The sequence below is a fragment of the Variovorax sp. PvP013 genome (genome assembly GCF_050435945.1).
Taxonomy (GTDB): Bacteria; Pseudomonadota; Gammaproteobacteria; order Burkholderiales; family Burkholderiaceae_C; genus Variovorax.
In genome coordinates this window covers 110,749-124,913 of sequence record NZ_JBNDLF010000003.1, presented here as the reverse complement: position 1 = coordinate 124,913, position 14,165 = coordinate 110,749, and the positions used below count along the sequence as shown (strand labels likewise).

Sequence of the window (14,165 nt, the reverse complement as noted above, 5' to 3'; positions counted from 1 at the left end):
GGAAACGACGAGATGAGCGAACAACAGATCAAGGTGCCGGACATCGGCGATTTCGACGAAGTCGCGGTGATCGAGGTGCTGGTGAAGGTGGGCGACACGGTCAAGGCCGAGCAGTCGCTGATCACGGTGGAGTCGGACAAGGCCTCGATGGAGATCCCGTCGTCGGCCGCGGGCGTGGTGAAGTCGCTGTCGGTGAAGGTCGGCGACAAGGTCAAGGAAGGCTCGGTCGTGCTGGTGCTGGAGGGTGCCGGCGAGGCGGGCGCCGCCGCGCCGGCGCCCGCACCGGCCGCGTCCGACGATGCCGCTTCCAAGCCTGCCACCGTCGGCGAGAGCCAAGCACCGGCGCCCGCGCCGGCCGCCGCGGCCCAGACCCAGGCGCCGGCCGCGCCCAAGCCTGCTGGCTCGTACGGCGGGCCGGTCGACGTCGAGTGCGACGTGCTGGTGCTCGGCGCCGGACCCGGCGGCTACTCGGCCGCCTTCCGCGCCGCCGACCTCGGCCTGAAGGTCGTGATGGTCGAGCGCTACGCCACCCTCGGCGGCGTCTGCCTGAACGTCGGCTGCATTCCTTCGAAGGCGCTGCTGCACGTGGCCGCCGTGATGGACGAGGTCAAGCACTTCGCCGACATCGGCGTGGACTTCGGCGAACCGGTCATCGACCGCGCCAAGCTGCGCGGCCGCAAGGAGCAGGTCGTCGGCAAGCTGACCGGCGGTCTGGCGGCGATGGCCAAGATGCGCAAGGTGACGGTGGTGCGCGGCGTCGGCGAGTTCGTCGACCCCTATCACGTCACCGTGCAGGAGACCTCGGGCGGCGGACGCGACACCACCGGCAAGGCGCAGACCGTCAAGTTCCGCCACTGCATCATCGCGGCGGGCTCGCAGGCCGTGCACCTGCCGTTCATGCCCAAGGACCCGCGCGTGGTCGACTCGACCGGCGCCCTGGCGCTGGCCGTGGAGCCCAAGCGCATGCTGATCCTGGGCGGCGGCATCATCGGCCTGGAGATGGGCTCGGTGTACTCGTCGCTCGGCGCACGGCTGGACGTGGTCGAGATGCTCGACGGCCTGATGCAGGGCGCCGACCGCGACCTGGTGAAGGTCTGGCAGAAGATGAACGCGCCGCGCTTCGACAACATCATGCTCAAGACCAAGACGGTCGGCGCCGAGGCGACGCCCGAGGGCATCAAGGTCACGTTCGAGGGCGAGAACGCGCCCAAGGAACCGCAGGTGTACGACCTGGTGCTGCAGGCCGTCGGCCGCAGCCCCAACGGCAAGAAGATCGGTGCCGAGAAGGCCGGCGTCGCGGTGAGCGATCGCGGCTTCATCCCGGTCGACGTCCAGATGCGCACCAACGTCGGCCACATCTTCGCCATCGGCGACATCGTCGGCCAGCCGATGCTGGCGCACAAGGCGGTGCACGAGGCGCACGTGGCGGCCGAGGTGATCGCCGGCGAGCAGCAGGGCAACAAGGAACTGGCGAGCGCGGCCTTCAACGCCCGCGTGATCCCGAGCGTGGCCTACACCGATCCGGAGGTGGCCTGGGTCGGCCTGACCGAGGACCAGGCCAAGGCCGAGGGCATCAAGGTGACCAAGGGCCTGTTCCCTTGGACCGCCTCGGGCCGGGCCATCGCCAACGGGCGCGACGAGGGCTTCACCAAGCTGCTGTTCGACGAGAGCCACCGCATCGTCGGCGGCGGCATCGTGGGCACGCACGCCGGCGACATGATCGGCGAGGTGGCGCTGGCCATCGAGATGGGCGCGGACGCCATCGACATCGGCAAGACCATCCACCCACACCCGACGCTCGGCGAGAGCATCGGCATGGCGGCCGAAGTCGCGCACGGCAGCTGCACCGACCTGCCACCCGTCAAGAAGAAGTGAGCGGCCGGACCGCCGGCACCGCCGACGTGTCCCTGAAAGCAAAAAACCCGCCGAGGCGGGTTTTTTGTCGTGTGGACAAGCGATGCCTCAGAGAGGTCTTGCCCGTGTAGCGTCGACGCTGAAAGACATTTCGGCAGCGGGAGAAACCGTCTCGGCGACCGCTCACTCGCCGCCCGCCGACGACGCGTCGCGGTCCGCGATCGACTTGTCGTCGGCCGATGCCTGGACACGCCGCGCGCCGTCGAAGCGTCGCTGCCAGTAGTTGCCTTCGAAGTTCTCGACCCGCACCGTCGCGCCCGGCTTGGGCGCGTGGATGAACTTGCCGTCGCCGATGTAGATCCCGACGTGGCTGAAGGCACGGCGCATGGTGTTGAAGAACACCAGGTCACCCGGCTTGAGGTCGGTGCGATCGATCTTCTCGGTCGCGGCGGCCTGTTCCTCGGCCCGACGCGGCAGCAGGTGGCCGATGGTCTGCGTGTAGATGGCGCGGACGAAGCCGCTGCAGTCGAAACCGGTCTCTGCACTGTTGCCGCCGCGACGGTAGGGCACGCCGAGGAAGCCGAAGGCGGTGTCGACCAGGTCGGACGTGCGGTCGACGACGGTCTGGCGAACCTGCTGCAGGTGGCTGATCAGGCCGCGCTCGAACAGCATCCGGTCCATGGCTTCCGACCGGTCCTGGGGGGGCGATGCATGAGCGGTCGAAGCCAGGACGAGGGCGGCAAGTAGGACGGTAAAACGCATGCCGCGTAGGATATTGACGACGACAGTGAGTGTCAACCTCGAATCGACATCAATTACCTGGGGTAAGTTGTTGTTTCAATTGATTTTTTAAATTTTTAAGAAATTAGTTTATCAATAGAAGATCAGCAAAAAGTAAGCTGTCAATTAAAGCGTATGACAAAAGTTTATAAGATTTCGTGAACTTGTCATCGTTTGGGTTGGAAATCGAAGCCAACTTCTGGAGGTCATCGATGCCGTTGTCATCTGGAATTCTGGGTCGCCGTCCGGGTGGAACCGTGCTCGCCATCGCGATGACGGCAGCCGTCGTGCCGGCGACGGCCCAGGTCCGCGCCGAGGTCGTGACCTCGGAACTGCAGAACCCGTGGGGCGTCGCCTTCCTGCCCGATGGCCGTTTCCTGGTCAGCGAGAAGGCGGGCCGCCTGCGCGTGGTGGAGTCCGACGGCAGGCTCGGCGCGGCGCTCCAGGGCGTGCCGCCGGTCGCCTCGGGCGGGCAGGGCGGCCTGCTCGACGTGATGGCCGATTCGGGCTTCGCAGCGAACCGCACGGTCTACTTCTGCTATTCCGAACCGGCTGCGTCCGGTCCGGCCAATGGCACGGCCTTGGCCCGCGCACGCCTGTCGGGCGATCGCACCCGGCTCGAAGCGGTGAAGGTGCTCTTCAGCCAGAAGCCGAAGGTCGCCAGCTCGGCCCACTTCGGCTGCCGCATCGTCGAGGCGCGCGACGGCACGCTGTTCCTGACCCTGGGCGATCGGTTCGGCCGCAAGGACGACGCGCAGAAGCTCGACAACCATCTCGGCAAGATCGTGCGCATCCGCAAGGACGGCACGGTGCCGCCGGACAACCCCTTCGTCGGACGCGCCGGTGCCGTGCCCGAGATCTGGAGCTACGGCCATCGCAACGGCCAGGGCGCCACGCTCGCGCCCGACGGAAGGCTCTGGATGACCGAGCATGGTCCGCAGGGCGGCGACGAGATCAACGTCCCCGTGGCCGGTGCCAACCACGGCTGGCCGGTCGTCACCTACGGCGAGAACTACGGCGGCGGCAGGATCGGCGACGGTCTCACCAGCAGGGAGGGCATGGCGCAGCCGCTGCATCACTGGGTGCCGTCGATCGCGACGTCGGGCATGGCCTTCCTCACCAGCGATCGCTACGGCGCCGCCTGGAAAGGCAACCTGTTCGTGGGTTCGCTCAAGTTCGGCTACCTCGACCGCATCGAGTTGAAGGACGGCAGGGTGGTCGCCGAACACAAGCTGCTCGAGGATGGCCGCGCGCGCATCCGCGACGTGAAGCAGGGCCCCGACGGCCTGCTCTACGTGCTGACCGACGCGTCGCGCGATGGCAGCCTGATCCGTCTGCGTCCGCAATAGACCTGACCAGGCGATGCGGGCCTGGCCGGCATTCGCGCGGCGACGGTGCCGTTCAACCGCAGCGCGGCAGCGGCAGCGTCGACAGCAGCGATCGCCAGAGGCGCTTCCATTCCGGCCAGTCGTGGCCGCCCTCGGTGGTCGCCACGCGGTCGGCGGGCAGGGCGGCGGCCAGCAGGCGATGGTTGAAGGCGAAGCGATCGTCGAGGCCATAACCCAGGTAGAGCGGCGGCGCACCCGCGTCCGTCGGTCGCGCCGCACGGCCCTGCAGCCAGCGCCAGAGTGCCGGGTCGCGGGACTCGCGCGATTCGCGTTGCGCCGGCTGCAACGGTCCGGTCGGCGCCTGCCAGCGCAGGAGCCCGCCGGCGTTGTCGATCTCGGTGGCCGTCGCGCGTTCGCCCAGATAGGGCGCGATGAGGACCAAACCCGCCAGATCGGCCGGACGTGCCTGCGCGTACAGCACGCCGCCGAGGCCGCCCAGGGAGATGCCGGCGATCCAGATCGAGCGGTAGCCGCGGGCCTGCGCCGGCGCGATCACGTCCTCGCGCAGGCGCTGCACCACGGCGAGAGAGGCGTCGTAGTAGGCCCGGTGCGCGTCCGCGCGCACCACGTCCACCGCCAGGCCGCGCTCGCGGACCTCCTCGATGAAGCCTTCGCGCTCGAATTCGTCGATGGGCGAACGGGCACCGGGCAGCAGCACGAGAAGGGTGTCGGTGGTCGCCGGGCAGGCGCCGGCGTCGAAGCGCGTCGGCATCGGGACGGTGACCGGGCGGGAGGCGCAGCCGGTGCCGAGCAGGGCGCACAGGACCATCGGTACGATGAAGGATCGGAGCATCGATCCAGTCTATGCGCGCCATGGTGGGCCGGCGCGGTGGTACGGTTCGGGTCGCGGGCCGGACACCGACGCCGGCCGTCCTTCTTCCCTTTTCTCGAACCCATCGATCCCATGCTGCTCGACGCCTCCCAATCCCAGCTCGTGCTGGTCGACTACCAGTCCCGCCTGATGCCCGCCATCTTCGAGGGCGACGCCGCGGCGGCCAACGCATTGCGGCTGGCGAAGATCGCCGCGCTGGTCGACGTGCCCGCCTGGGGCACCGAACAGAACCCGTCCAAGCTCGGCGAGAACCCGGCCGAACTCCGCGCCCTGTGCCGGCGCACGTTGGCCAAGATGCATTTCAGCGGTGTCGAGGAGGGGCTGGGCGAATGGCTGCGCGCGCCGGCCAAGGCGCCCCAGGGCAATGCGCGCAGCCTGCCCAAGCACCTGCAGAAGCCGGCCGCCGCCGACGAGCGCAACACCATCGTCGTCGCCGGCTGCGAAGCCCACGTCTGCCTGCTGCAGACTGCGCTCGACCTGCTGGAGGACGAGTTCGAGGTCTGGGTCGTGACCGATGCCTGCAGCTCGCGCACCGAGCGCAACCGGGACGCCGCCTTCGACCGCTTGGCCGGCGCCGGCGCCGAACTCGTGACCACCGAGATGGTCGGGTTCGAGTGGCTGGGCACCGCCGAGCATCCGCGCTTCCGGGAATTCCTCGAACTGATCCGGTGAGCGTTTGTCGGATCGCGGCGACAGGCGATCGAAAGAGTTTTCGATATGCCGTGGCACAATCGTAGAGTACTAGGCCCTTCCCCAGCCACAGTCGCATCCGCCAATCGGTTCAGCCGTGTCGCGGAAGGTTTCTCAAACCAGCTAATGCTTCCCAGAGGGAAGCGAAGGTCAGCGGAATAATGAGCGATTCAACGACGCCCTCGGCGTCTGCCCACCAGATCTACCAAGCCTACGAAGGCAGTACCTACCTCTTCGGCGGCAACGCGCCGTATGTCGAGGAGATGTACGAGAACTACCTCGCCAATCCCGGCAGCGTCGCCGACAACTGGCGCACCTACTTCGACGCCCTGCAGCACGTGCCCTCGGCCGACGGCGGCAACGCCCGCGACGTGCCGCACCTGCCGGTCGTCAACGCCTTCGCCGAACGCGCCAAGCAGGGCACCACCCGCGTCGTGCACGCGAGCGGCGCCGACTCCGAACTCGGCCGTCAGCGCACCGCCGTCCAGCAGCTGATCGCGGCCTACCGCAACGTCGGTGCCCGTTGGGCCGACCTCGATCCGCTCAAGCGCACCGAGCGTCCGTCGATTCCTGAACTGGAGCCGTCGTTCTACGGCTTCACCGACGCCGACCTCGAGACGGTGTTCAACACCAGCAACACCTTCTTCGGCAAGGACACGATGTCCCTGCGCGATCTGCTCAACGCCCTGCGCGAGACCTACTGCGGCACGATCGGCGTGGAGTACATGTACACCACCGACCAGAACCAGAAGCGCTGGTGGCAGCAGCGGCTCGAGAGCGATCGCGCCAACCCGAAGTTCAACGCCGACCAGAAGAAGCACGTGCTCGAGCGCCTGACGGCGGCCGAGGGCCTGGAACGCTTCCTGCACACCAAGTACGTCGGCCAGAAGCGCTTCTCGCTCGAAGGCGGCGAGAGCTTCATCGTGTCGATGGACGAGATCATCAACGGCGCCGGCGAGAAGGGCGTTCAGGAGATCGTGATCGGCATGGCCCACCGCGGCCGTCTCAACGTGCTGGTCAATTCGCTGGGCAAGCTGCCGGCCGACCTGTTCGCCGAGTTCGACCACACCGCGCCCGAGGACCTGCCCAGCGGCGACGTGAAGTACCACCAGGGCTTCAGCTCCGACGTCACCACGCGCGGCGGCCCGGTCCACCTGAGCTTGGCCTTCAACCCCTCGCACCTGGAGATCGTCAACCCGGTGGTCGAGGGCTCGGTGCGCGCGCGCATGGACCGCCGCGACGACCCGCAGGGCAAGCAGGTGCTGCCCATCATCGTGCACGGCGACGCGGCCTTCGCCGGCCAGGGCGTCGTCATGGAGACGCTGGCGCTGGCCGAGACGCGCGGCTACCACACCGGCGGCACGGTGCATCTGGTCATCAACAACCAGATCGGCTTCACCACCAGCGACCCGCGCGACAGCCGCTCGACGCTGTACTGCTCGGACATCGTCAAGATGATCGAGGCGCCGGTGCTGCACGTGAACGGCGACGACCCCGAAGCCGTGGTCCTGGCCTCGCAGCTGGCGCTGGACTTCCGCATGGAGTTCCAGAAGGACGTGGTCGTCGACATCATCTGCTTCCGCAAGCTGGGCCACAACGAGCAGGACACGCCCTCGCTCACCCAGCCGCTGATGTACAAGAAGATCGCCCAGCATCCGGGCACGCGCCGCCTCTACGCCGACAAGCTCGCCGCCCAGGGCCTGGGCGACACGCTCGGCGACGACATGGTCAAGGCACAGCGCGCGGCCTTCGACGCCGGCAAGAACACCACCAACCCGGTGCTGACGAACTTCAAGAGCAAGTACGCCGTCGACTGGAGCCCCTACCTCAACAAGAAGTGGACCGACGCCGGCGACACGGCGCTGCCCACGGCCGAGTGGAAGCGCCTGGCCGAGCGGATCACCACCGTGCCCGCCGGCTTCACCGTGCACCCGCTGGTCAAGAAGGTGCTCGACGACCGCGCCGCCATGGGCCGCGGCGACGTCAACGTCGACTGGGGCATGGGCGAGCACATGGCCTTCGCTTCGCTGGTGGCCAGCGGCTATCCGGTGCGCCTGTCGGGCGAGGATTGCGGCCGCGGCACGTTCACGCACCGCCATGCCGTGCTGCACGACCAGAACCGCGAGAAGTTCGACGAAGGCACCTACGTGCCGCTGCAGAACGTGACCGACAACCAGGCCCCGTTCGTCGTCATCGACTCGATCCTGTCGGAGGAGGCCGTGCTGGCCTTCGAGTACGGCTACGCCTCGAACGATCCCAACACGCTGGTGATCTGGGAAGCCCAGTTCGGCGACTTCGTCAACGGCGCGCAGGTCGTGATCGACCAGTTCATCGCCTCGGGCGAAGTGAAGTGGGGCCGCGTCAACGGCCTGACCATGATGCTGCCGCACGGCTACGAGGGCCAGGGCCCGGAGCACAGCTCGGCGCGCCTGGAGCGCTTCATGCAGCTGAGCGCCGACACCAACATGCAGGTCGTGCAGCCCACCACCGCCAGCCAGATCTTCCATCTGCTGCGTCGCCAGATGGTGCGCAACCTGAGGAAGCCGCTGGTCATCCTCACGCCCAAGTCGCTGCTGCGCAACAAGGACGCGACCTCGCCGCTGTCCGAGTTCACCAAGGGTTCGTTCCAGACCGTCATCCCCGACAGCCGCAACCTGAAGGCGGAGAAGGTCCGCCGCGTGATCGCGTGCTCGGGCAAGGTCTACTACGACCTGGCCAAGAAACGCGAGGAGAAGGGCATCGACGACGTGGCGATCATCCGCGTCGAGCAGCTCTATCCGTTCCCGCACAAGGCCTTCGCCAACGAGATCCGCAAGTACCCGAACCTGGTCGACGTCGTCTGGACGCAGGACGAGCCGCAGAACCAGGGCGCCTGGTTCTTCGTGCAGCACTACATCCACGAGAACCTCTCCGAAGGCCAGAAGCTCGGCTATGCCGGCCGCACCGCCTCGGCCTCGCCGGCGGTGGGCTACTCCCACCTGCACCAGGAGCAGCAGAAGGCCCTGGTCGACGCCGCGTTCGCCAAGCTCAAGGGCTTCGTCCTCACCAAGTAAGTCCGGACCGGGAGTCCGCGCCGGCGCCGTCGCGCGCCGGCGCTTCCCGTCTTCCGCCGTGCCCCCATCCCACCAGTCATAACGAAGAGAACAACCACCATGTCCATCGTTGAAGTCAAAGTCCCGCAGCTGTCCGAATCCGTGGCCGAAGCCACCATGCTGACCTGGAAGAAGAAGGCCGGCGACGCCGTCGCCGTCGACGAGATCCTGATCGAGATCGAGACCGACAAGGTCGTGCTCGAAGTGCCGGCCCCCTCGGCCGGCGTGCTCGCCGAGATCGTCCAGGCCGATGGCGCCACCGTGGTGGCCGAACAGGTCATCGCGCGCATCGACACCGACGCCAAGGCCGGCGCCGCCGCACCGGCCGCCGCCGCGCCCGCGCCCGCCGCCGCTCCGGCACCGGCCGCTGCCGCCGTCGCCGCACCGGCCGCCTCGGGCGGTTCCAAGTCGGACGTGGCCATGCCGGCCGCGGCCAAGCTGCTGGCCGACAACCAGCTCACCGCTGGCGACGTTTCCGGCACCGGCCGCGACGGCCGCGTCACCAAGGGCGACGTGCTCGGCGCCGTGGCCTCGGGCACGACCGCCAAGGCACCTGCCGCCGCTCCCGCGCCGGCCGCCAAGCCGGCCCTGCAGCAGGTCGCTGCTCCCTCGGCACCTAAGGACCTGGGCGAGCGTCCGGAACAGCGCGTGCCGATGAGCCGCCTGCGCGCCCGCATCGCCGAGCGCCTGCTGCAGTCGCAGTCGACCAACGCCATCCTCACGACCTTCAACGAAGTGAACATGGCCCCGGTCATGGACATGCGCAAGAAGTTCCAGGACTCCTTCACTAAGGAACACGGCGTGAAGCTCGGCTTCATGAGCTTCTTCGTCAAGGCGGCCGTGCACGCGCTCAAGAAGTTCCCGGTCATCAACGCCTCGGTCGACGGCAACGACATCGTCTACCACGGCTACTTCGACATCGGCATCGCGGTGGGTTCGCCGCGCGGCCTGGTGGTGCCGATCCTGCGCAACGCCGACCAGATGAGCTTCGCCGACATCGAGAAGAAGATCGCCGAGTTCGGCAAGAAGGCCCAGGACGGCAAGCTCGGCATCGAGGACATGACCGGCGGCACCTTCTCCATCTCCAACGGCGGCACCTTCGGCTCGATGCTCTCGACCCCGATCATCAACCCGCCGCAGTCGGCCATCCTGGGTGTGCACGCCACCAAGGACCGCGCCGTGGTGGAGAACGGCCAGATCGTGATCCGCCCGATGAACTACCTCGCCATGAGCTACGACCACCGCATCATCGACGGCCGCGAAGCCGTGCTGGGCCTGGTGGCCATGAAGGAAGCGCTGGAAGATCCGTCGCGCCTCCTGTTCGACATCTGATCCGCCCCCAGTCTTCGCGCACTCCGTGTCGCTTCGCCAACCCCCTCGCGGGGGCGACACCGGCGGCCCGGCAAAGCCGGTTCCGCGGTGTCCTGGCGGAGGGCACTCCCCCCTGAAAGAGTTCTATGTCTAAACAATTCGATGTCGTCGTGATCGGCGGCGGTCCCGGTGGCTACATCGCGGCGATCCGCGCGGCGCAGCTCGGCTTCAACGTCGCCTGCGTCGATGAGTGGACCAACGCCAAGGGCGGCCCGGCGCCGGGCGGCACCTGCACCAACGTCGGGTGCATCCCGTCGAAGGCGCTGCTGCAGTCGTCCGAGCACTTCGAGCAGGCCGGCCATTCGTTCGCCGACCACGGCATCGGCGTCGAGGGCCTGAGCCTCGACGTGGGCAAGATGCTGGCGCGCAAGGACAACGTCGTGAAGCAGAACAACGACGGCATCCTGTACCTGTTCAAGAAGAACAAGATCGCCTTCTTCCACGGCCGTGCGTCGTTCGTGAAGGCCGGCGAGGGCGGCTACGAGCTCAAGGTCGCCGGCGCCGCCGAGGAGAGCCTCTCGGGCAAGCACGTCGTGGTGGCCACCGGCTCCAACGCCCGCGCGCTGCCGGGCGCCCCCTTCGACGAGAAGAACATCCTGTCGAACGATGGCGCGCTGCGCATCGGTGCGGTGCCCAAGAAGCTGGCGCTGATCGGTTCGGGCGTCATCGGTCTGGAGATGGGCTCGGTCTGGCGCCGCCTGGGCGCCGAGGTCACGGTGCTCGAGGGCCTGCCGACCTTCCTCGGCGCGGTCGACGAGCAGATCGCCAAGGAAGCCAAGAAGGCCTTCGACAAGCAGGGCCTGAAGATCGAGCTGGGCGTGAAGGTCGGCGAGATCGTGTCGTCGGACGCCGGCGTGTCGGTGGCCTACACCAGCGCCAAGGGCGAGGCCGTGACGCTCGAGGTCGACAAGCTGATCGTCTCGATCGGCCGCGTGCCCAACACCATCGGCCTGAACGCCGAAGCCGTGGGCCTGGCGCTCGACGAGCGCGGCGCCATCGTGGTGGACGACGAGTGCAAGACCAATCTGCCCAACGTCTGGGCGGTCGGCGACGTGGTGCGCGGCCCGATGCTCGCGCACAAGGCCGAGGAAGAGGGCGTGGCGGTGGCCGAGCGCATCGCCGGCCAGCACGGGCACGTCAACTTCAACACCATCCCCTGGGTCATCTACACCCATCCGGAGATCGCCTGGGTCGGCCAGACCGAGCAGCAGCTCAAGGCCAGCGGCCGCGCCTACAAGGCCGGCACCTTCCCGTTCCTCGCCAACGGCCGCGCCCGTGCGCTGGGCGACACGACCGGCATGGTCAAGTTCCTCGCCGACGCCGCCACGGACGAGATCCTGGGCGTTCACATGGTCGGCCCGCAGGTCAGCGAGCTGATCTCCGAGGCCGTGGTCGCGATGGAATTCAAGGCCAGCGCCGAAGACATCGCCCGCATCTGCCACGCCCACCCGTCGCTGTCCGAGGCGACCAAGGAAGCGGCGCTGGCGGTGGACAAGCGCACGCTGAACTTCTGACCCTCCCTTGAGCGTCCAGCAAGCCTACGAGGCGGAACTCGCCGCGCGCGGGTTCCGGAGCGACCCCGCGCAATTGCGCGCGGTGGCCGCCCTGGAACGTTGCGCCGGCGAGTGGGCGGTCTACAAGACGCAGCGCTCCAACGCGCTGAAGAAGCTCATCAACCGTCCGCAGGTGCCGCGCGGCGTCTACATGTACGGCGGCGTGGGACGCGGCAAGAGCTTCCTGATGGACTGTTTCTTCAACGCGGTCCCGATCCGGCGCAAGACGCGCCTGCACTTCCACGAATTCATGCGCGAGGTGCATCGCGAGCTCGCCGAGTTGCAGGGCATCGTCAATCCGCTCGACGAGCTGGGACGCCGCATCTCCAAGCGCTTCAAGCTGATCTGCTTCGACGAGTTCCACGTCGCGGACATCACCGACGCGATGATCCTGCACCGCCTGCTGGCGGCGCTGTTCGACAACGGCGTGGGCTTCGTCACGACGTCGAACTTCAAGCCCGACGACCTCTATCCCGACGGCCTGCACCGCGACCGCATCCTGCCGGCCATCGCGCTCCTGAACGAGAAGCTGGAGGTGCTGAGCGTCGACAACGGCACCGACTACCGGCGCCGCACGCTCGAACAGCTGCGCATGTACCTCACGCCCAACGGCTCCGAGGCCGACGCCGAGATGGCCGTCGCCTTCGACAAGCTGGCCGAGACGGCCGACGAGGATCCCGTGCTGCACATCGAGCAGCGCGAGATCCCGGCGCGGCGCAAGGCCGGCGGCGTGGTGTGGTTCGACTTCCGCACGTTGTGCGGCGGTCCGCGCTCGCAGAACGACTACCTGGAGATCGCGACGCAGTTCCATACGGTGCTGCTGTCGGACGTGCCGGCGATGGCGGCCAACCGGGCTTCCGAAGCCCGTCGCTTCACATGGCTGGTCGACGTCTTCTACGACCGCCGCGTCAAGCTCGTGATGTCGGCCCAGGTCCCGCCGGAAGCGTTGTACACGGAAGGCCAACTGGCCCACGAGTTCCCGCGCACGGTGTCCCGGCTCAACGAGATGCAGTCGGCCGAGTTCCTGGCGCTGGAGCGCCGCACCGTCGACACCCGCCTGACCTGATGAAGCCTCTCCAGAAGATCCTGTCCCTCGTCGCGCTGCTGGCCGCCGTGTCGGCCGGGGCGCAGACGCTCGCGACCACCGGCACGCTCGACCTCAAGGCCGAGCGCGACCGGCTGTCGGCCGAGCGCGCGGCGCTCGACCGCCGCGTGAAGGCGGAGCAGGTGGCGTGCTACCAGCGCTTCGCCGTCGAGGACTGCCTGAGGGGCAGCCGCCAGCGTCGCCGCATCGAGGACGACGACCTCCGGCGCCAGGAGGCCGCCATCAGCGACATCGAGCGCAAGCAGCGCGGCGCGGCGCAGCTCGACCGCCTGGAGCAGAAGGAGGCCCCGCGCTCCCAAGCCGAGCGCGATCAGGCCATGCAGTCGCAGCAGGATCGCGAGCAGCGCGCGGCCGACCACGCGCAGCAGCGTGACGAGGCGGCGGCCAAGGCCCAGTCCAACCGCGAAGCGCTGGAGCGGCGCCAGGCCGCCAACGCCCGCGAGCAGGAGAGAGCGGCGCGCCTGCGCGAGGACGCTCCCGAGCGTCGCGCCACCTACGAACGCCGCATCGAGGAAGCGGACCGACGCAAGGCGGACCGGGAGCGCCGCAACGCCGAACGCACCAAGAACGCGGCGCCGCTGCCGGCACCGGCGCCCTGATCCAGGAAACGCACGGACTTCCGTGCGCGGCCATCGGCTTCCCGGAGCCCGACGCATGCATGCCGTGCTCGACGGTGCGGCATGCTTCAGCGGTGGGCGGGCTCCGGTGGCTCGATCAACGCCTCCACCTTCAGCACGGCCAGCGAGATGTTGTCGCCCGCACCGCGCGAACGCGCCCGGGCCTCGTTCATCAGCAGTTCGATCGCCACGCGTGGCGGATGCTGCGCCAGCACCGACCCCATCTCCTGCGTCTCGAAGTAGGGCCACAGCCCGTCGCTGCAGGCCATCAGCACGTCGCCCGGCTGCAGCGGATCGTTGGCGTCGATCGCCATGGGCGGCGGGGTGGCGGTCATGCCCAGGCAGCCCATCAGGATGTTGCTCTGCGGGTGCGAGGACGCTTGCGCCTCGGTGATCTCGCCGCGGTCGAGCAGCATCTGCACATAGGAGTGGTCGCGCGTGCGCTTGCGCAACCGTCCCTGGCGGAAATGGTAGATGCGCGAATCGCCGGCGTGGACCCAGGTGCCTTCGCCGCGGGGGGTCACCAGGAAGGCCGCGAGCGTGCTGTGCGGCTCCTGTTCGCTGGAGAGCGCCGTGAGCTTGATGACCATGTGCGCTTCCTCGAGCAGTTGCCGCAGCAGGTCCGCAGGTTCGTCCTGGCCGGGCCGGTAGCGCGCGAAGAGCTGGCGCGCTGTCATCAGGACCTGGTCGGACGCCTTGCGTCCACCGCTGCGGCCTCCCATGCCGTCGGCCACCACCGCGAGGATGAAGCCCGACGCGCGGGGGTGGTCGAGGACCAGGACCTGGTCCTGCTGGTAGGGTCGATCGCCCTTGTGGAGGCCGGTGGCGGCAGCGAATCTAAAGCCTCGTGTCATGACGCGAAGGCGCCGCAGCGCTGGGTCGG

At 68.2% G+C, this 14,165-nt stretch carries 11 protein-coding genes; 8 read left to right on the top strand and 3 right to left on the bottom strand.

All coding sequences use genetic code 11. The features are described from left to right. Nucleotides 1–12: 12 nt before the first annotated feature. Nucleotides 13–1,875, top strand: coding sequence for a dihydrolipoyl dehydrogenase (gene lpdA / locus ABID77_RS10945; protein ID WP_429595107.1), 1,863 nt, complete (start codon nt 13–15; stop codon nt 1,873–1,875). 162 nt (nt 1,876–2,037) lie between these two features. Here the strand turns inward: lpdA (ABID77_RS10945) and ABID77_RS10940 are convergent, their stop codons facing one another. Next, on the bottom strand, nt 2,038–2,616 hold the full coding sequence (locus ABID77_RS10940; protein WP_429595104.1) for a C40 family peptidase: 579 nt from the start codon (nt 2,614–2,616) through the stop codon (nt 2,038–2,040). Between the two features lie 290 nt (nt 2,617–2,906). Between ABID77_RS10940 and ABID77_RS10935 the strand changes: the two genes are divergently transcribed. Beyond that, nucleotides 2,907–3,983 (top strand): PQQ-dependent sugar dehydrogenase, encoded by a 1,077-nt coding sequence (locus tag ABID77_RS10935; RefSeq protein ID WP_429595101.1) that lies wholly within the window; start codon nt 2,907–2,909, stop codon nt 3,981–3,983. A 52-nt stretch (nt 3,984–4,035) separates the two neighbouring features. Here ABID77_RS10935 and ABID77_RS10930 read toward each other — a convergent pair whose 3' ends face one another. Then, nucleotides 4,036–4,815, bottom strand: a complete 780-nt coding sequence (locus ABID77_RS10930) for a serine aminopeptidase domain-containing protein (RefSeq protein ID WP_429595098.1) — start codon at nt 4,813–4,815, stop codon at nt 4,036–4,038. Between the two features lie 111 nt (nt 4,816–4,926). On the opposite strand from ABID77_RS10930, the gene ABID77_RS10925 reads away from it, so the two are divergent. From ABID77_RS10925 to ABID77_RS10900, 6 genes are all read left to right on the top strand, one after another. After that, nucleotides 4,927–5,526 carry an isochorismatase family protein gene (locus tag ABID77_RS10925; protein WP_429595095.1) on the top strand — a complete coding sequence of 200 codons (600 nt, stop codon included), beginning with the start codon at nt 4,927–4,929 and terminating at the stop codon, nt 5,524–5,526. A gap of 179 nt (nt 5,527–5,705) precedes the next feature. Beyond that, nucleotides 5,706–8,597, top strand: a complete 2,892-nt coding sequence (locus tag ABID77_RS10920) for a 2-oxoglutarate dehydrogenase E1 component (protein WP_429595092.1) — start codon at nt 5,706–5,708, stop codon at nt 8,595–8,597. 99 nt (nt 8,598–8,696) lie between these two features. After that, a complete protein-coding gene (gene odhB, locus ABID77_RS10915; protein WP_429595089.1) occupies nt 8,697–9,968 on the top strand; it encodes a 2-oxoglutarate dehydrogenase complex dihydrolipoyllysine-residue succinyltransferase in 1,272 nt (423 codons plus the stop codon). 125 nt (nt 9,969–10,093) lie between these two features. Then, nucleotides 10,094–11,521, top strand: coding sequence for a dihydrolipoyl dehydrogenase (lpdA, locus tag ABID77_RS10910; RefSeq protein WP_429595086.1), 1,428 nt, complete (start codon nt 10,094–10,096; stop codon nt 11,519–11,521). Between the two features lie 7 nt (nt 11,522–11,528). Continuing rightward, on the top strand, nt 11,529–12,626 hold the full coding sequence (gene zapE, locus ABID77_RS10905) for a cell division protein ZapE (protein ID WP_429595083.1): 1,098 nt from the start codon (nt 11,529–11,531) through the stop codon (nt 12,624–12,626). After that, a complete protein-coding gene (locus ABID77_RS10900) occupies nt 12,626–13,264 on the top strand; it encodes a hypothetical protein (protein ID WP_429595080.1) in 639 nt (212 codons plus the stop codon). Before zapE ends, ABID77_RS10900 begins: the two co-directional genes overlap by 1 nt. An 86-nt stretch (nt 13,265–13,350) precedes the next feature. Here ABID77_RS10900 and ABID77_RS10895 read toward each other — a convergent pair whose 3' ends face one another. Further along, a complete protein-coding gene (locus ABID77_RS10895; protein WP_429595077.1) occupies nt 13,351–14,136 on the bottom strand; it encodes a PP2C family protein-serine/threonine phosphatase in 786 nt (261 codons plus the stop codon). Nucleotides 14,137–14,165 lie beyond the last annotated feature (29 nt).